The 17,865-nt window shown below is 61.1% G+C and carries 21 protein-coding genes; 10 read left to right on the top strand and 11 right to left on the bottom strand.

Annotated elements, in window-relative coordinates:
• The first annotated feature begins 3 nt into the window (after positions 1–3).
• The 7 genes from ACOQFT_RS19020 (at position 4) to ACOQFT_RS18990 (ending at position 6,260) form a co-directional block, all read left to right on the top strand.
• Positions 4–1,170 (top strand): D-alanyl-D-alanine carboxypeptidase family protein, encoded by a 1,167-nt coding sequence (locus tag ACOQFT_RS19020; RefSeq protein WP_421599434.1) that lies wholly within the window; start codon positions 4–6, stop codon positions 1,168–1,170.
• Entirely contained in the window at positions 1,167–1,790 is a 624-nt protein-coding gene (gene tmk / locus ACOQFT_RS19015; protein ID WP_421599433.1) for a dTMP kinase, read from the top strand. Before ACOQFT_RS19020 ends, tmk begins: the two co-directional genes overlap by 4 nt.
• 10 nt (positions 1,791–1,800) lie before the next feature.
• On the top strand, positions 1,801–2,919 hold the full coding sequence (locus tag ACOQFT_RS19010) for a DNA polymerase III subunit delta' (RefSeq protein WP_421599432.1): 1,119 nt from the start codon (positions 1,801–1,803) through the stop codon (positions 2,917–2,919).
• A complete protein-coding gene (locus ACOQFT_RS19005; protein ID WP_421599431.1) occupies positions 2,916–3,722 on the top strand; it encodes a TatD family hydrolase in 807 nt (268 codons plus the stop codon). Before ACOQFT_RS19010 ends, ACOQFT_RS19005 begins: the two co-directional genes overlap by 4 nt.
• Positions 3,719–4,516, top strand: coding sequence for an MBL fold metallo-hydrolase (locus tag ACOQFT_RS19000; protein ID WP_421599430.1), 798 nt, complete (start codon positions 3,719–3,721; stop codon positions 4,514–4,516). The genes ACOQFT_RS19005 and ACOQFT_RS19000 overlap by 4 nt, the downstream gene beginning before the upstream one ends.
• A gap of 42 nt (positions 4,517–4,558) precedes the next feature.
• Entirely contained in the window at positions 4,559–5,491 is a 933-nt protein-coding gene (locus ACOQFT_RS18995) for an AEC family transporter (protein ID WP_421599429.1), read from the top strand.
• Between the two features lie 70 nt (positions 5,492–5,561).
• Positions 5,562–6,260: a CbiX/SirB N-terminal domain-containing protein gene (locus tag ACOQFT_RS18990; RefSeq protein ID WP_421599428.1), complete on the top strand. Its 699-nt coding sequence runs from the start codon at positions 5,562–5,564 to the stop codon at positions 6,258–6,260.
• A gap of 55 nt (positions 6,261–6,315) precedes the next feature.
• Here ACOQFT_RS18990 and ACOQFT_RS18985 read toward each other — a convergent pair whose 3' ends face one another.
• The 5 genes from ACOQFT_RS18985 to ACOQFT_RS18965 form a co-directional block, all read right to left on the bottom strand.
• Positions 6,316–7,305: a diguanylate cyclase domain-containing protein gene (locus ACOQFT_RS18985; protein WP_421599427.1), complete on the bottom strand. Its 990-nt coding sequence runs from the start codon at positions 7,303–7,305 to the stop codon at positions 6,316–6,318.
• On the bottom strand, positions 7,302–7,889 hold the full coding sequence (locus ACOQFT_RS18980; RefSeq protein ID WP_421599426.1) for a heme NO-binding domain-containing protein: 588 nt from the start codon (positions 7,887–7,889) through the stop codon (positions 7,302–7,304). The genes ACOQFT_RS18985 and ACOQFT_RS18980 overlap by 4 nt, the downstream gene beginning before the upstream one ends.
• A gap of 121 nt (positions 7,890–8,010) precedes the next feature.
• A complete protein-coding gene (locus ACOQFT_RS18975) occupies positions 8,011–9,570 on the bottom strand; it encodes a trimethylamine methyltransferase family protein (RefSeq protein ID WP_421599425.1) in 1,560 nt (519 codons plus the stop codon).
• 120 nt (positions 9,571–9,690) lie between these two features.
• Positions 9,691–10,383: an HAD family hydrolase gene (locus ACOQFT_RS18970; RefSeq protein ID WP_421599424.1), complete on the bottom strand. Its 693-nt coding sequence runs from the start codon at positions 10,381–10,383 to the stop codon at positions 9,691–9,693.
• A gap of 25 nt (positions 10,384–10,408) precedes the next feature.
• Complete coding sequence (locus tag ACOQFT_RS18965; RefSeq protein WP_421599423.1) at positions 10,409–10,693, bottom strand: DUF3572 domain-containing protein; 285 nt, start codon at positions 10,691–10,693, stop codon at positions 10,409–10,411.
• 87 nt (positions 10,694–10,780) lie between these two features.
• Here ACOQFT_RS18965 and ACOQFT_RS18960 point away from each other — a divergent pair, with 87 nt between their 5' ends.
• The gene (locus ACOQFT_RS18960; RefSeq protein WP_421599422.1) at positions 10,781–12,181 is read left to right on the top strand and encodes a diguanylate cyclase; all 1,401 of its coding nucleotides are present in this window, start codon (positions 10,781–10,783) and stop codon (positions 12,179–12,181) included.
• Between the two features lie 5 nt (positions 12,182–12,186).
• Here the strand turns inward: ACOQFT_RS18960 and ACOQFT_RS18955 are convergent, their stop codons facing one another.
• From ACOQFT_RS18955 to ACOQFT_RS18940, 4 genes are read right to left on the bottom strand one after another with little or no spacing between them, the layout of a single operon-like run.
• Positions 12,187–12,660, bottom strand: a complete 474-nt coding sequence (locus ACOQFT_RS18955; RefSeq protein ID WP_421599421.1) for a periplasmic heavy metal sensor — start codon at positions 12,658–12,660, stop codon at positions 12,187–12,189.
• Positions 12,657–13,007 (bottom strand): hypothetical protein, encoded by a 351-nt coding sequence (locus ACOQFT_RS18950; RefSeq protein ID WP_421599420.1) that lies wholly within the window; start codon positions 13,005–13,007, stop codon positions 12,657–12,659. Before ACOQFT_RS18950 ends, ACOQFT_RS18955 begins: the two co-directional genes overlap by 4 nt.
• On the bottom strand, positions 13,000–13,611 hold the full coding sequence (locus ACOQFT_RS18945) for an RNA polymerase sigma factor (RefSeq protein WP_421599419.1): 612 nt from the start codon (positions 13,609–13,611) through the stop codon (positions 13,000–13,002). Before ACOQFT_RS18945 ends, ACOQFT_RS18950 begins: the two co-directional genes overlap by 8 nt.
• A 6-nt stretch (positions 13,612–13,617) precedes the next feature.
• Complete coding sequence (locus ACOQFT_RS18940) at positions 13,618–14,085, bottom strand: EF-hand domain-containing protein (RefSeq protein ID WP_421599418.1); 468 nt, start codon at positions 14,083–14,085, stop codon at positions 13,618–13,620.
• A 199-nt stretch (positions 14,086–14,284) separates the two neighbouring features.
• Between ACOQFT_RS18940 and ACOQFT_RS18935 the strand changes: the two genes are divergently transcribed.
• Positions 14,285–14,683 carry a DUF983 domain-containing protein gene (locus ACOQFT_RS18935; protein WP_421599417.1) on the top strand — a complete coding sequence of 133 codons (399 nt, stop codon included), beginning with the start codon at positions 14,285–14,287 and terminating at the stop codon, positions 14,681–14,683.
• A gap of 25 nt (positions 14,684–14,708) precedes the next feature.
• Positions 14,709–15,410 (top strand): NUDIX hydrolase, encoded by a 702-nt coding sequence (locus tag ACOQFT_RS18930; RefSeq protein WP_421599416.1) that lies wholly within the window; start codon positions 14,709–14,711, stop codon positions 15,408–15,410.
• Positions 15,411–15,413: 3 nt separating this feature from the next.
• Here ACOQFT_RS18930 and ACOQFT_RS18925 read toward each other — a convergent pair whose 3' ends face one another.
• The gene (locus ACOQFT_RS18925) at positions 15,414–17,081 is read right to left on the bottom strand and encodes a ribonuclease J (protein ID WP_421599415.1); all 1,668 of its coding nucleotides are present in this window, start codon (positions 17,079–17,081) and stop codon (positions 15,414–15,416) included.
• The gene (locus tag ACOQFT_RS18920) at positions 17,078–17,857 is read right to left on the bottom strand and encodes a type III pantothenate kinase (RefSeq protein WP_421599414.1); all 780 of its coding nucleotides are present in this window, start codon (positions 17,855–17,857) and stop codon (positions 17,078–17,080) included. Before ACOQFT_RS18920 ends, ACOQFT_RS18925 begins: the two co-directional genes overlap by 4 nt.
• Positions 17,858–17,865: the final 8 nt, after the last annotated feature.

Below are 17,865 nucleotides of genomic sequence, written 5' to 3'. Positions count from 1 at the left end.
CCTGTGCTGTCCTCACTGCGATCATCTGTTTTGACCCTCGGGTTGGCGCTGCTTGCGCTGCCCGCCCATGCTTTCGACACACAGGCCCGCGCGGCCTATGTGATGGACCAGACAACGGGCACCGTGCTTCTGTCCAAAGAGGCGGATCAGCCGCTTCCGCCGGCGTCGATGTCCAAACTGATGACGCTCTATGTCGCGTTCGAGGCGCTGCGCGATGGCCGCCTGACGCTGGACGAAACCCTGCCGGTTTCCGAACACGCGATGAGCTATGGCGGCTCGACCATGTTCCTGAACACGCAGGACCGCGTTCGGGTCGAGGATTTGTTGCGCGGCATCATCGTGCTGTCGGGCAACGACGCCTGCGTGGTGATCGCCGAAGCGCTCAGCCCCGATGGAACCGAAGCCGGGTTTGCCCGCTACATGACCCAGCGCGCCAAGCAGATGGGCATGGACAACTCGAACTTCTCCAACTCCAACGGCTGGCCCGCAGCGGGTCACATGATGTCGGTGCATGACCTTGCAGTACTGGCGGACCGGCTGATCTCGGACTTCCCGGAATACTACCCTCTGTTCGCCGAGGAAGTGTTTGAATTCGATGGCCGTGCGCCGTCGAACAAGCGCAACCGCAACCCGCTGCTGAAACTGGGGATCGGTGCCGACGGCCTGAAAACCGGCCACACGCAAGAGGCCGGGTATGGCCTTGTCGGCTCGGCCAAGCAGGGGGATCGCCGGGTGATCTTCGTTCTCACCGGCCTCGACAGCACCGGCAAGCGGGCAGAGGAGGCTGAGGCCGTGGTTAACTGGTCGTTTCGAAATTTTGTCGAGAGGACAGTTGCCAACGCGGACACGCCGATAGCCCAGGCCAAGATCTGGATGGGGGCGAAAAAGACCGTGGATCTGGTTCCCGAAGAGGACCTGTCGCTGTTGTTCCCGGTGCTGGGCGACAAGAATATCGAAGCCGAAGTGGTCTATGACGGCCCCGTAAACGCTCCGGTAGAAAAGGGTCAGCAACTGGCCGAGCTGGTGATCAAGCCCGAAGGTCTGCCGGAAATCCGGCGTCCGCTGGTGGCGGCGGAAAGCGTCGCGACCGGTGGGTTTGTGGTGCGCATGATGACCGTGGGCGGTATCGTTCTGACCGATGTGATCGGCAACCCTCTGGACGCGTTGTGACGAGATCCGGGTTGTTTCTGACCTTCGAAGGCATTGACGGATCAGGCAAATCCTCGCAGGCGCGGATGCTTGCGGATCGCTTGCGGGGTCTGGGCCATGAGGTCGTGCTGACGCGCGAACCCGGCGGATCCCCCGGGGCCGAGGAAATCCGTCGGCTGGTTCTGGAGGGCGACCCCGACCGCTGGTCGGCCGAAACGGAACTGCTGCTGTTCACTGCTGCCCGCCGGGATCATTTGGAACGCACCATCGAACCGGCACTTGCCGCAGGTATAGTGGTGATCTGTGACCGTTTCGCAGACAGCACCCGCATGTATCAGGGCCTGTCGCGCGGGAACCTGCGCGCGGTGGTTGACCAGTTGCACAGCCTGATGATCGGGCGCGAACCGGACCTGACCCTGCTGATCGACATGGACCCGCAAATCGGCCTGACCCGCGCCAAAGGGCGTCAGGGCACCGAGGAACGGTTCGAAGATTTCGGCATCGACCTGCAAGAAAAGATGCGCGCAGGCTTTCTGGCGCTGGCGGAGGAGTTCCAGAACCGTTTCCGGGTGATCGACGGCAACCGGGACATGGACAGCGTTGCCCAGGATGTGACAGAAATCGTCCTGCAAACACTGTGACAGACGATAGATGAGCGACGACCCCCCTACCCCGGATCAGGCCCCCGGTGCCCCGCACCCGCGTGAAACCCAACAGCTGTTTGGCCAGAACGAGGCCGAGCAGGCGTTTCTGAGCGCCTACACCTCGGACCGTCTGCACCACGGCTGGCTTCTGACCGGCCCGCGTGGGGTGGGCAAAGCAACGCTGGCCTGGCGGATCGCCCGGTTTCTGTTGGCGACGCCCCCGGCTGAGGATGGGTTATTCGGCGCCCCACCGCCCCCCGAGTCGCTGACGATTGACCCCGAACACCCCGTCGCACACCGCATTCTGGCTGGCGCCGAGCCAGGGCTGGCTGCCATTACGCGTTCGCTGAACGATCAGGGGCGGCTGCGCAACGAAATCGTGGTCGACGACATCCGCAAGCTGGGGAAATTTTTCGGTCTGTCCTCGGCGGATGGTGGGCGCCGGATCGTGATCGTGGATTCGGCGGATGAGATGAATGTCAGCGCGGCCAATGCCTTGCTGAAAATGCTCGAAGAACCGCCCGCGCGCACGACACTGCTGCTGATCTCGCACCAACCGTCACGCCTGTTGCCAACGATCCGGTCTCGCTGCCGCACCTTACGGCTGTCTCCGCTCGGCCCCGAGGATATGCAGGCCGCTCTGACACAAACGGGCGCGGAACTTCCCGGACAAACCGACCACTTGGCCGCACTGGCAGCCGGGTCCGTGGGGGACGCGGTTCGGCTGATCAATCTGGGCGGGCTGGAGATTTACGCCGAGCTGATTGCCATTCTGGGTACCCTGCCCCGCATGGATCGCCAGCGCGCGTTGGCCTTGGCCGAGGCCGCCGCCCAGCGCGGCGCGGCAGACCGGTTCGAGCTGCTGCTGACCCTGATCGACGTGGCCCTGTCGCGTCTGGCCCTGACCGGCGCAACCGGCACCCCGCCTGCACCCGAGGCCGCGCCGCATGAGGCGGAAACGCTGGCCCGCCTGTCCTCGTCCCCGCAACAAGCGCGCCAGTGGGCCGAGGTTGCCGCGACAATCACGGCCCGCGCACGCCATGGTCAGGCGGTGAACCTTGACCCTGCCGCTCTGGTCCTAGATACGGTGTTCAAGATACAGGAAACCGCCGGTCAGAGCAGATGAGCGACACCCCCCAGATCACCGACAGCCATTGCCATCTGGACTTCCCCGACTTCGAGGGGCAACTGGACCAGATCATTGCCAACGCCGCCGAGGCTGGCGTGACCCGCATGGTCACGATCTGCACGCGCCTGCGCAACGAACCCGCCGTCCGTGCCATTGCCGAGGCCCACGCGCCCGTCTTCTATGCCGCCGGCACGCACCCCATGAGCGCGGCGGATGAGCCGATGGCAACCGTGGACGAACTGGTTGCGCTGTCTCAGCATCCCAAATTCGTGGGCATAGGTGAAACCGGGCTTGATTACCACTACACCGCCGACAGCGCCGATGTGCAGAAACAATCGCTGCGCGTACATATCGAGGCCGCTCAGCGCACCGGCCTGCCGCTGATCATTCACGCCCGCGCCGCCGACGATGACATGGCGCGCATTCTGGCTGAGGAACACCGCAACGCGCCCTATTCCTGCGTCATGCACTGTTTTTCGTCCTCAGCAGAACTGGCCAGGGCCGCACTGAATCTGGGCTTCTACCTGTCGATGTCCGGCATCGCCGCCTTCCCCAAAAGCCAGGAACTACGCGATATCTTCGCCGCCGCTCCGGTCGACCGCGTGCTGGTGGAAACCGACGCACCCTATCTGGCCCCACCGCCATACCGCGGCAAACGCAACGAACCGGCCTATACCGCGCACACCGCCCGCAAAGGAGCCGAAGTGTTCGGCATGGACTACGCCGATTTCGCGGCCCAAACGCAGGCCAATTTCGACCGGTTGTTCATCAAAGCCGCGACCTACAAGGCAGCTGCATGACCGAGCTGCGCTGCACCATCCTCGGTTGCGGCTCTTCCGGTGGCGTGCCCCGGCTGGGCGGGCATTGGGGTGAGTGTGACCCCGACAACCCCAGAAACATCCGCCGCCGCTGTTCGATGCTGGTGGAGCGCGACGGCCCCGAGGGCACCACATCTGTCCTGATCGACACCACGCCAGATATGCGCAGCCAGTTGCTGAGCACCGGCACCGGGCGGCTGGACGGAGTAGTCTACACGCACAGCCACGCGGACCATGTTCATGGCATCGACGACCTGCGCATGATCGTCTTCAACATGAAAACGCGCGTTCCCGTCTGGGCGGATGGGGACACCCAAAACGACCTGTTGGGGCGGTTCGGATATGCGTTCATTCAACCCGAAACCTCGCCGTACCCACCGATTTTGGACCTGAAGACCATCGACGGCCCGTTCGAAATCGACGGTCCCGGTGGCCCGATCCCGCTTCATCCGTTCAAGGTCAACCACGGCTCGATCGACTCGCTGGGGTTCAAGATGGGCAAGCTGGTCTACCTTCCGGACGTGGCAGAATTCTACGACGACTCCTGGCCCTTGCTGGAGGATTTGGACTGTCTGGTCATCGACGCCTTGCGCCGGTCACCGCACCCCACTCACGCGCATCTGGAAAAGACGCTGGATTGGATCGACCAGTTGAAACCCAAACGCGCGGTGCTGACCAACATGCATATCGACCTCGACTATGCCACGGTCGAATCTGAGACCGCCGATCACATCACCCCGGCCTATGACGGCATGGTGATCCGTCAGGCCCTGTAAAGCGCTGCTGTTGCGGCCTGCAATATCCCTCGGGGTGGCAAGATGCTGCAAAACCTGATCGACGTCATTCTGCCGGTGTTTCTGGTGATCGGAGCGGGATATGCCGCAACGTTGCTGGGTTACTTCAAAGAGGTCCATGTCGACGGGCTGATGAAGTTCACCCAGGGCTTCGCCATTCCCTGCCTGCTGTTTCTGGCCATCGCGCATCTGGACCTGAGCGCAAGCTTCGACCCCCGATTGTTGGCCAGCTTTTACACGGCGGCGGCGCTGTGTTTCACCGCGGGCCTGTTCGGCGCCCGCCTGATCTTTCGCCGCGAGTGGGAGGACTGCGTCGCCATTGGGTTCTGTTGCCTGTTCTCAAATTCAGTGCTGCTGGGTCTGCCGATTACCGAACGCGCCTATGGACCCGGAAACCTGTCCGGCAACTATGCGATCATCGCCTTCCACGCCCCATTTTGCTATGCCGTCGGCATCACCGTGATGGAGGTAGTCCGCAATCGCGGCAACGGCGGCACGCTTATGGTGCGGTCGGTCCTGACAGCGATGTTCCGCAACGCCCTGATCCTTGGCATCGCGCTGGGATTTGTCGTCAACCTGTCCGGGGTGGGCGTGCCCTCTGTGGTGGACGAAGCGCTTGGCCTCATAACCCGCGCCGCCCTGCCCGGTGCGCTGTTTGCATTGGGTGGTGTACTGGTCAAATACAGGCCCGAAGGCGACCTGCGCACGATTGCCTATGTCTGCGCCATTTCACTGATGCTGCACCCCAGCCTCATGTGGCTGTTCGGAACGTCGGCTGACCTGCCGCAGGACCTGTTCCGCTCGGGCGTGCTGAACGCGGCAATGGCTCCGGGGTTTAACGCCTATATCTTCGCCAATATGTATGGCCGGGCCAAACGGGTCGCGGCCTCGTCCGTACTGGTCGGGACTGCGGTTTCCATCCTGTCAGTCTGGTTTTGGCTGACAGTTTTGGGCTGACATCGGAACGGCGTGGATTGACTTTGATGCGGCAGGGAACACCTATCGGGAAAGCAGACAGGAACACGTAATGCCCCACGCCCTTATCGTCGCCCATGGCCAGCCGTCTGACCCGATCCCGGCAGAACAGGCGTTGGCCGCCTATGCCGCCGAGGTGGATGCCTTGTGTGATGGCGTGACTGTGCATTCTGCCACTCTGGCCGCACCGGGCATTTTCGAACAGCGCATGGCAGAGCTGACCGATGACGCCGTGATCTATCCGCTTTTCATGGCCAAGGGCTGGTTTGTCACCAGCGCCCTGCCCAAGCGTCTGGCCGGGCGAAACCTGCGCATTCTTGATCCGTTGGGGGTGGACCCCGACCTGCCGAGCCTGGTTGCGGCGGCACTGCGTGACACGCTGCACGAAAACCGATGGACCGCAGAAGAAACCGATCTGGTGCTGGCCGCCCACGGCTCCGGCCGCAGCCGCAATCCTTCTGCCGTGGCACGCACCTTTGCCAACGATCTGGCGCAGCACCTGCCGTTCAAGTCAATGCATCTGGGGTTCGTTGAAGAGCCGCCCTCAATCGCCGAGGCTGCAGCTGGCCTGTCCGCTCGGGCGTTGTGCTTGCCGTATTTCGCCTGCAACGGCGGCCATGTGCTTGACGATGTCCCGCAAGACTTGAACGCGGCAGCCTTCAAGGGTCTGGTGACGCCCGTGGTTGGTGAACTGCCCCGGATCAAGCACCATATTGCAGCCACTCTGTCCCACCTGCTCCACAGAACCTGACCGACCGAACACCCGCGGGTTTGACACAAACTGGGTCGACCCGAGGCGATACTTCCTACCGCTGCCCTACAAGCGCAGAATAAAGGCAATGGCGGGACCTGCCTTTCCTTTTAGCTTCATACAGGGCCAAGTCCGCCGCATTCAGGATTTCGGCGGCTTTGGGGGGCTTGAACTGAGTGGACAACGCGGTTCCGATGCTGGCGGAAATCCGGCAGATGTTCTTCTCGAACGCCATCGGCGTTTGCAACCGATCGATCAGGCGCGCTGCAATTGCCGAAAGAATAGCTTCGTCGGACAGGCTCTTGAAAATAATGACGAACTCGTCCCCACCTATTCGCGCGACCGTGTCGTCATTGCGGGTTTCTTCCACCATGATCCGGGCGGCCTGCTGCAGCACATAGTCCCCCGCAGCGTGCCCGTATTGATCGTTGACCGACTTGAAGAAATCCAGATCCAGATGCATCAGGGCGAACGGTGAATTCCCGGAAATCAAATGACCCAGCAACACATCCATCGCCCGCCGGTTCTTTAGCCCGGTCAGCATGTCGGTAAAGGCTTGCTCCTCAGCCGCCAGCATCGCCCCTTGTAGCCGCAGGTTCAGCGATCGCGAGGCCTCCATCGCGGCCGACTTGGCTTCGACCAGATACAGCAGTTCGATGGCAAGGTCGGTGCCCGAGAAATCCGCACTGGTCAGGGCATAATCGCGCACCGCATCCAGAACCGAAATACCAAAGGACAGGTTGATGACCGCGCCTTTTCCCTGCGGCAAAGGGGCGATCAACCCTTTAAGGGTCGTGCGCGGCGCATCATGAAGCTTGAGGTGCAGCTTGGCCCCTGCCAGGGACATCAGTGCAGACAGCGTTGTCACAGCACGCGGCCGCACCAGTTCGAAGACGTCCAGAAAATCTTTCCCGGCCATCGGTTGATCGGGACGCAGTTTTTGCAATGTCGGCCCCACACGAAGGATCTGCCCGTCTTGGTCCACAAGAACAAACATCGGGCACAGCGTTTCCAAAAGCGCCGCCAGATCACGGGTGTCCATCATGATTTCCGCGCCCCCAAATCGAAGTGCCGCCCTTCAGCAAATGCGCTTTCAACAAGAACAATTGAAATTACTTCTGCCTCGCCCTCCTGCCCATCATGGGACAGTATCGCCAATGCACCGTAGTCATCGGCCATGGCGCGCAGAACCCCGACCATCACGCTGGAATAGCCTGGCAAACCCGGATGGCAGAACAGCTGATATTCCGTTGGCGCCATCTCTCTCAGTTCCAGCGCGGGTAGGTTGAGGTCGGAAACGGCCAGCCGTACCCGGTCGGACAGATCATCCAGCGAATGCAGGAATTCGACATAACTGACACCGCCAAAGCGCAGCAGCCGCCGCAGGTCCTCCATTTTGGGATGAGAAACCAGATAGGTTCCCAGATCCTCAAGGATTTCGGCGCGCGGGCGGTTCAGGTCGACACATAGCGCATCCAGAACCCGAATGGTCATGTCAACGTCATAGACCAGCATGGCCTCGAACTCGACAAAGCCCAGTTCGGCTGCCTCGGTCACGCGCAGCCAGCACGATTGTCCGTAAGTCGCGCATACAAAAGACTGTACCGCCCGATTGATCAGACCATGCATGAGATGCCCCAGATTGGTTTCTGCACCAATCTGGCCTGACAATCCTTAACAAAACCCCAAGATGACTGGCGAGATACCAACAATCTGATCAAGTCTAATGATCGAAACCATTGACTAAAAACTAGAAATCCGTCGGCGCCCCGCCTTCGGCCTTCCGGCGGGTGACAAATTCGGCCAGTTCTTCGCGGATACCTTCATCCATCGGCGGAGATTCAAAGCTGGTGATGATTTCCTTGAACATGTGATGTGCCCGATCCGCCGTCCAGATACCGCCCGCGACGTTCCAGCCTTCGTAGTTCCTCCAGTCACTGAGAAAGGGCTGGTAAAACGCCGTGGTATAACGATCCTGCGTGTGCTGAACGCCAAAGAAATGGCCGTCATTGCCAACCGCACGGATCGCCTCAAGGGCAATCTCGTCAGGCCCGGTCGCGGTAACCTCGGGCTGCATATAGCGTTGGATCTGCTGCAGGATTTCGCAGTCCATGATGAATTTCTCAGGGCTGGCGATCAGCCCGCCCTCAAGCCATCCCGCCGCGTGATAGACCATGTTGGTGCCCGACTGGACGGCGGCCCACAGGGAATTCGACGTCTCCCACACCGATTGCCCGTCAGGCACGTTGGCCGCACAAACCCCTGACGACCGCATCGGCAAGCCGTAGTACCGCGCCATCTGCCCGGTCATTTGGGTCGAGCGCATATATTCCGGCGTGCCAAAGGCCGGAGCCCCCGACTTCATGTCCACATTCGACGTGAACGTCCCGATTACGCAGGGTATCCCCGGGCGGACGTATTGGAACAAGGCAATCGCACACAACGCCTCGGCCAGCGATTGCGCCACGGCCCCGGCCATCGTCACCGGCGCCATTGCCCCTGCAAGGGTGAACGGAGTCACCACGATCGCCTGCCCACGTCGTGCAAGGCGCAGACAGCCATCAATCATCGGGTGATCGTGCTTCAGCGGCGAGGTCGAGTTGATGTTGGTGTACATCCGCGGCGATGCTTCGAACTCTTCATGGCTCAGGCCGCCCGCGATTCTGACCATCTCCATCACGTCTTCGACGCGTTCCTTGCCCAGTGAATAGGCGTGCATTGCTTTGTCCGTCAGGGTCAGCTTGTCATAAAGGACATCCAGATGCCGGATGCTGGCGTGGATATCGACCGGCTCGACCGGATAGCCCCCAGCGAAGTGGATACAGTTGAAATACTGCGTCAGTTTCAACAGGTTTCGGCACATCTCGCGATTGCCGGGAACCTTGGTGCCGATCTCCATGTCCCAGTAGTTCGGCGGAGACGACACGTTGCCGAACACCATGGTCCGGCCGCCGATTTCAATCGCCCGGTCGGGGTTGCGCGGCGTAATGGTAAAGCGCGATGGCGCCTTGGCCACCATCTCCATCACAAATTCCCGGCCCATGCGGACGTTGTCGCCATCGATGGTACATCCGGCCTCGCGAAGAATGCCGATGGCCTCTTCGTTGTAGAACTCGATCCCGATCTCTTCGAGGATACGCATGGCCCCTTCGTGGATCGCCTCGATCCCCGCCTGATCCAACGGTTCGGTCGGATGGTCGATATTGACCGGAGGGTTCCACGGCATCTGGTCGATGACCGCGCTGCCCCTGCGTTCGGCGGCACCGGCCCGTCCCCCACTGCGACGTTTGCGCCTTTTCGTGTCAGCCATTTGATCCTCCGGAACTTGCGTACTCCCATGCAAGCCCCGAAGGCAGGTGTCTGGCCGCTCTGTCTGCGACAGTCTATGTCGGTTTCTTGTCCCGAAACGCCGAAATTGGCCGCGGCGCGATCAGATTTTGGACAGCCAGTCGGGTATATGCCCGATATCAGGCAACACGACATCCGCCATCGGCGCCAGCGCTTCGGCCGGAGCCAGTCCCGTGAGAACACCAATCGTGGTCATCCCGGCAGCGCGCCCGGCTTGCAGGTCATGCAGGCTGTCCCCAACCATGGCTACTTGCTCCGGGGCCACACCGACATGAGCCGCAAAGGCCAGCAACTGCCCTGGCCCCGGCTTGAAACCGTGGCCACTGTCATACCCAGCGACAAAATCGAAATGCTCGTGAATTCCAACCGAGGCCAAGTGCTGCAGTGCCGGTGCTTCGCTGTCATTGGTCGCCACTCCCAATTTGAACCCGGCCTGCCGCAACCCTTCCAGAAAAGGCACCAACGGAATGGCCTGAGCCTGCGGCGCTGCGGCGGCTTCGGCATTCAACACATCGATCAGTTCCTCTTTGGAAGTGTCCTGAATATGCTGGGCGAGAAGATCGGCTATCTCTTCGACTGTAGCAGCTATAACGATGCTGTCTTCTGAATATGTGGCCGTCTCGAGATCAAATCCGATGATCCTACCCAGTTCGGCGGCGCGCGTATGATCGCCACCGGCCAGACGCAGCACCATGTTGCGTCCAAACGCGCCCCAGGTATTGCCAAAATCAAACAGGGTTCCGTCCTTGTCGAACAGGATCGCGTCGATGGGCATTGAATGCTCCTGCAAGGTTGTTGGATCAGGTCCAGTGGACGTCGGCGCCACCAGACAACACCGCGCGCGCCTGACCGGGATGATCATAAGGCACGGAGTTGGCGTCACAGAAAGCGATCACCCACGAATCGTCAAGCATAAGAAACTCCAGAACCGATCCCAGGAACTCCGGTTCGCCCGCCCGGTCACGCAGATCCTGCGCCGATGCACCGGTAGACCCCAGAAAAATCGGCAGCAATTCGTCGTTACCGACCAGCCAGCCCAAGACATTGAGCGCCAGCGTTTCTGCAGATTGGGCGGAGATTGACATAAAATTGCCCCGGATCAGGTCGCGGAAAGGGTTTGTTAACCAGACTCATAAACACTTTGGCAACGCATGCAATCAATGGTGACTGATATGGCCGTGCAGGGAACCATCCTTGTCCTCGACGGGACCTCAACCAATCGCATCATGCTGAAGGTCCAACTGACGGCAGCATGGTACCACGTCGTACAGGGCGAAAGGCTTCAGGGCCTCGCCGGGCTGTTACGGCGCGCCAAGCCCGATCTGGTGCTGACGTCTCAGACCTTGCCGGATGGGACTGCGGCGGATGTCAAAAGGCTGGTTCAGGCTGATCCGGACCTGATCGGGGTGCCGGTGGTGGCGATCGCGCCGCAAAACGACAAGGCCGCCCGGTTGAAGGCCCTGGCGGATGGGTTGGACGATGTTCTGGTGCACCCGTTCAAAGACACTTTCCTGCTGGCAAGAGTGCGCAGCCTGTTGCGAGCACGGGCCGAAACACAGGATCTGCACGTCGAATCCGGTTCACACCCCATGGGCTTTGCAGAGCCCGGCACCGCACCCTTCATGCCCCCCAAAGCGGCCCGTGTGGCCATTCTGACGCAATCTGCACGGACCGGGACGTTGTGGCAGAACGCCCTGTCGAAACGCACGCGGCACAGCTTGTCCGCGCATACATCAACAAACCTGCACGGCGTTTTGTCAGGGCCGGTGCCTGATGCCATCATCTTTGAAATCAGCACAAACCCATCGAGTCTGAACCTGCTGGCAGATCTGAAATCCCGAAGCACCACCCGGCACACGGTTCTTATCGGGGTTCTCGGGGAAGAGAATGCCGCGCTGGCCTCGGAGGCGCTGGACCGGGGCGCCGACGCGATCTGCATGGACGGGTTCTGCGCGGAAGAGGCGCTGTTGCGTCTGGACAGCCAGATCAAGCGCAAGACGCGGCTGGATCAGATGCGCGCCTCATTACGGCGTGGGCTGGTCGACTCCTGGGTGGATCCTCTGACCGGGCTGCACAACCGCCGCTATGCGATGCGCGCGATGGATCAGATCGCCCATCAGTCCACGCGCGCCGGAAAAGGCTTTGCGGTGATGCTGGCCGATCTAGACTATTTCAAGGCCATCAACGACAAATTCGGCCACACCGGAGGGGATCTGGTTCTGACCGAGGCAGCCAAACGGTTGAAGCAGGCCGTCGGTTCGGCCGGTTTCATTGCCCGGATCGGCGGGGAAGAGTTCATGATCGGCCTGTCGCAGACCACGCAAGCCCAGGCTCTAAAACTGGCCCGCAGCCTGTGTGACTGCATCCGCCGGGAACCATTCGACCTACCGGACACCCCTGCCCCCATCCCGGTGACGATCAGCATCGGGCTGATTGCAACCCATGCCAATGTGACCTCACCCACGCTTCAGCCTGCGGGGCTGGAAGGATTGATCAAATCGGCCGACATCGCGCTATACGCCGCCAAAACAGCCGGGCGCAATCAGGTTCGGGTTCGGCAAAGCGCTGCCTGACGCGGTCAGTCCTTGTGCTTACGCCCGTGACGTTTGCGCTGCACAACCTCTTGCAGCCGGTCCGCATAAACCTGACGCTCGGCATCCGTCATCGCGGTGATCCGGTCCAGCCATTCATCCTGCAATGCGCCTTGCAATTCGGCCATGGCCTGCGCCTGTTGCTGCAGCAACGCCTGTACGACCGATGGGTCAAATGGCGCTGCCCGCAAGGCGGCCTCAAGCGCAGCAAAATCCTGAGACCGGAGTTTCGCCCCCGTCGCATGCCGCCCGGACAGTTCCCCGCGCAGGGCTTTCCGATCCTCTTTGGGCAACGCCCGGTAAATCGCAGGTCCAAATCCCGGAGGTGCCTTGCCGTGATCCCCACCCTTGACCCGATAAACCGTGCCCAGGGCAACCCCGACGATCAACAGGTTCAGCGCCAGCGACACGGTCAGCAGAACCGTTACCCACCGTCTTTTGGGCTTGGCATTATCGCTCATTCGGCGTCCTCCAGAAAGGTTGTGTCCAGACCAAGATCAGCGACCACAAAGCTGGTCTCTTGTGGGTAGATAATCGTCGCGGGGTCGGGCAGAAAGCCCGGTGCCGACAAGCCGATCCAAACACCCGCCGCGCTGGCCGCAACCAGACCGCTCATGCTCTGCCAACCACCGATCCCGTCCAGGATCCGCGACCAGACCGGGCGCGGCTGTGCTGCGGGTTTCAGGCGGTCCAGACGCACTGTTTCGGCATCCGTCAGGATACGGACCGCCAGATCATCGGTCAATTCGGGTCGGGTTTGCCGTGCCTGGGCAAACAACTGGTCAAGTTCCGTGTCGTTCTCAGCCATCTTCGTACCCCAGTTCATCTTGCCGCCCGGCCAGTATCGCGGCCAAGGCGCGTTTTCCGCGCGCGGTCAGACTTTCCACCGCTTCCGTCGAAACACCCATGATCCCGGCGATTTCCGGGTTGGGTAACTCCTCGATATGCCGCAAGATCACCGCCTGCCTCTGGCGGTCCGGCAATTGCGATAACGCCGCCTGCAAGGCGTCCTTGCGCGCCGCGTCCTGCATCCGATCCGCTGCACTGAGGTCGCCATCCTCGGGTTCCGGAACTTCGTCCAGACGGTCCGGCCGTTTCTTGCGCTGTATATCCACACACAGGTTCAGCGTTACACGGTACAGCCAGGTTGACACCTTGGCCTGCCCGGACACCCAGTTCGGTGCCATCTGCCACAGCCGCATCATCGCATCCTGCGTGACGTCTTCGGCCTCGGTCCGATTGCCCAGCATTCGCATAGCCACCGACAAACACCGCGGTGCCAGCCGACCTGTCAACGCGCGCGCGGCCGCTGCATCGCCCTTGGCAAACTGCCGCAGCAACGCATCGTCCGACATGTCCGCGGCGCACGGCGCGCCACGGACTTCGTGCAAGGGGGAGGTCAGATCCTCCATCCTTCATCAATTGTCGTCAGAGCCCGCTTTGCCGTGCTTTTTGTGCTTCCGGCCCATCCGCTCTTTTGCATCGGCATATTCCTGTTCCGAGATCGTTCCGCTGTTATCCGCGTCGATACGGTCAAACATCTTGCCAGCGCGGCGCGGTTTGGGCAACTCGTCCTCGCTCAGAAAACCGTCTTTGTTGGCATCCTGCCTTTCGAACATCTTGGTCACACGGTCATTGGCTTTCTTTTGCGCCGCAGCCTGCATCTCCTCGACGCTCAACTGACCATCGCCATTCGTGTCGGCCTCGGTGAATCGTTGCGTTCGGAAGGCCTGCATCTCTTCCTGGGTCAGTTGGCCATCACCATTGGCGTCCAGTTCCTGAAAGCTCGCGGGTTCGCGATCCTTCGGCCCGGCCGCCAGAACCGAGGTGCCTGTGACTGCAACGGCCGAGATCAGGATGGCCGGAATGAATTTCGCGCTTTTCATATCGTTTTTCCTTTGTTTTGCGGCCCCATCGCCGCTGCTCACATAGGTTCAAACGGGTCGGCGCGCGGGTTCCGTCGCAAAAATCAGATTTTTTTGACAGCCAGTTGCAGCCGACCTAAGTCACAAAGCGCCGCACCCCCCTTTTCTGCGGGACAAAACAAGCGCATTATCCTGCGCATTCGAACGCGCGAGTTTCAAAATGACAGATCAGACGATCGACACCACAACCGAGAATGACCGCCCCACACGGCCCGCATTGATCAAAGGCTTTCGCGGCCGTTGCCCGAAATGTGGCGAAGGCAAGCTGCTGCGGGGCTACCTGAAGGTCAACGATAGCTGCAGCAATTGCGGGCAAGAGCTGTTCCACCACCGGGCGGATGACGGCCCGGCCTATCTGACCATTCTGCTGGTCGGTCACCTGCTGGCTCCGGCGCTGCACGTGACCTATGTCGAGTTCCGCCCCGAACCCATGACCATGTTCCTGATCTTTGCCATCGGATGCACTGCGCTGTCGCTGTTCCTGCTCCCCCGGCTGAAAGGCGCTGTGGTTGCCTATCAATGGGCGCGCCGGATGCACGGTTTTGAAAAAGCGCAATGACCCGCGCAGACAGGTCGATCAGCGGATGACAGAAGACAAGTCAGCGATACGGAACGCGGCGACGGTCATCGTCCTGCGGGACCGTTTGACCGAACCATCGATCCTGATGGGGCAGCGCGGGGCAAAAGCCGTCTTCATGCCCAACAAGTTCGTGTTTCCCGGTGGTGCGGTTGATGCGGCGGATGAAGAAATTCCGCTGGCGGCCCCCATGCCCGAGCTTTGCCGCGAACGGTTGAACGAAAAGTCCGAACCGGGGCTGCAGACTGCGCTGGCCGCGGCGGCGATCCGCGAATTATGGGAAGAAACCGGGCTTATTCTCGGTGAACCCGGCACTTGGAGCGGCGCGGTGCCCGAGGACTGGCAGGGCTTTGCTTCCATGGGGTTTCGTCCCTCGGCTGACGCCCTGCAATTCGTGTTCCGGGCGGTGACACCGCCGGGCCGCCCCCGCCGTTTCGACGCGCGCTTCTTTCTGGTCGATGCCAACGCGATTCAGGGCGATCTGGACGACTTCAGCCGCGCCTCGGATGAGCTGTCCCACCTGCAATGGGTTCCGCTCGACCGCGCGCGCGATTTGGATTTGCCGTTCATCACCGAGGTGGTTCTGGCCGAAATCGCGGCCCGGGTTTCAAACCCCGAGCCGCCTGCGACCGTGCCCCTCTACCTGCATACCGAGGAACAGAGCCTGTTCCTGCAACTCAAAGGCTATCCGATGCCTGACGCGGATTAGGCGTCACTTCATCCGGCTGATCACCGCGGTCACTTCGGGCTTTTTGCCAATCTCGGCTTTGGCCGTCTGACGCACGATGCGGCGCATGGCTTCTTCCAGCTTGTCATCGTCGCGCAGGGTTTTGGCATCGGCGCGCATCAGGAATTGGTTCAGATCTTCTTCCAGCACCTCGACCAGGGCGGCCCTAGAGATTCCGATCTCGGGCAAGCCCATCGTGTCGCACCACGGCTCACCCAGGGGTTCGTCCTCTTCATCCAGAATGACCGTCACCGTCACATGCCCGTTCAGAGCCATACGGATACGATCGCGCACGACCCCGTCCAGCGCGCCAACCTTGACGGTGCCATCCAGATACGTGCGGCCGGTTTCGATATAGTCGGCCACCTTGGGTTCATTGCCGGTCAGGTCCAGCATCGTGCCGTTCACGGCCAGAATGCCAGTGCGCCCACCAGATTCGGCCAGTTTTGCATGTTCGCGCAGATGGCGGTGTTCGCCATGCATCGGGATCACCATCTGCGGGTCGATCAGTGCGTGCACCCTTTCAAGATCGGGGCGGTTGGCGTGGCCGGACACGTGGTAAAGACCCGAGCTGTCATCCACCACATCGACGCCCTTTTCACTGAGCTGGTTGATGATGAAGATCACGCCACGTTCGTTGCCGGGGATGGTCTTGGACGAGAACAGGAACAGGTCGCCCTCTTTCAACTCGATCCCACGATACTTGCCACGCGCCAGTTGCGCGCTGGCAGCGCGGCGCTCACCCTGGCTACCAGTCACGATCAGCATCAGGTTCTGGCGCGGCAGGTCCACGGCCTCTTCGGCGCTGACGACCTTGGGGAAATCCGACAGGATGCCGGTTTCCGTCGCCGCTTCGATCATCCGACGCATCGCACGGCCCAGCAACACGACCGAGCGTCCGGCCCGTGCGCCCGCTTCGGCCAGCGTCTTCACCCGCGCCACGTTCGAGGCAAAAGTGGTTGCGACCACCATGCCCTCGGCGCTTTCCACCAGCTTGGTGATCTCGGGGCCAACTTCGGATTCCGAGCGGCCCGCATGGGACGAGAACACATTGGTGCTGTCACAGACCAACGCCTTGACGCCGGGTTTGGCAATCTCGGCCCACAGGTCGGGGTCAAACGGTTCGCCCACCACAGGCTGCGTATCCAGTTTGAAATCCCCGGAATGTACGATCCGGCCCTCGGGCGTGTCGATCACCAGTGCGGCGCTTTCGGGGATCGAATGCGAAACTGGCAGGAACCCGACCTTGAACGGACCAACCGAAATCTGCTCGGGCCAGGCCGAGGCTGTCTGTACCGCATCCTCGGGGTGGCCGTGCTCTTCCATCTTGCGGCGGGCGATGTTGGCGGTGAAAGCGCGCGCATAAACCGGAGCCCCCAATGCTTCATAGCAATGCGCAACCGCGCCCACGTGATCCTCGTGCGCATGGGTGACGAACACGGCATCCAGCCGGTCGGCGCGTTCCTGCAGCCACGAGATATCGGCGTGGATCAGATCAACCCCCGGAGTCGTGTCCATGTCCGGGAATGTCACCCCCAGATCGACGAGGATCAGACGCTCTTTCCCCGGTTTGCCATAGCCATAGACATAGGCGTTCATGCCAATTTCGCCGGCACCGCCCAGCGGCAGATAGATCAATCGTTCACTGCTCATGATGAGCCATTTTCCTTGTTATAGCGATGGATCACGGTCAGCCCGTGCATCGTCAGATCATCTTCGATCGCGTCAAACCCGACATCCGCCTGATCGAACAAAGGCGCAAGCCCGCCGGTGCCGACCACTTTCATCGGCATTCCGTATTCCTCTTTGATCCGGGCAATCAGCCCCTCGATCAAGCCGGAATAGCCCCAATACACGCCAGACTGAATGCAGCCAACCGTATTTGTACCAATCACCTTTTCAGGCCGGGTGATGTCGATATGGGGCAAGGCCGCCGCCCCTTGGTGCAGCGCCTCAAGGCTGAGGTTCACGCCGGGCGCAATGATGCCGCCGACATAGGCGCCGTCAGATGCGACCACGTCGAAATTCGTAGCCGTCCCGAAATCGACCACCACCACGTCACCGCCGTGACGGTCAAACGCGCCGACCGCGTTGGCTAGCCGGTCGGGTCCGGGAACGGTCCCTTCGTCGATACGCGGTGCCACCGGCAGCAGGCATTCCGGCTTGCCCACAACAAGCGGGCGGCAGCCAAAGAAGCGGTCGGCAAAGATGCGCAGGTTGAACACCACGCGCGGCACGGTCGAGGCGATCACCACATCGGTGATGTCCGCGTCGATCCCATAGTGTTTCACCAGCGTCGAATACCAGGTGAAATAGGCGTCCGCCGTGCGGGAATGGTGGGTCGAAGTGCGCAGCGTGCACAGAAATTTCTCGCCATCCCAAATCGAGAAAACGGTGTTGGTGTTGCCGCAGTCAATTGCCAGAAGCATCTGCGTCT

Origin of the sequence: Ruegeria sp. MALMAid1280 (assembly GCF_049195285.1) — a bacterium.
Taxonomy (GTDB): Bacteria; Pseudomonadota; Alphaproteobacteria; order Rhodobacterales; family Rhodobacteraceae; genus Ruegeria.
This window is presented reverse-complemented; position numbering and strand designations above follow the sequence as displayed.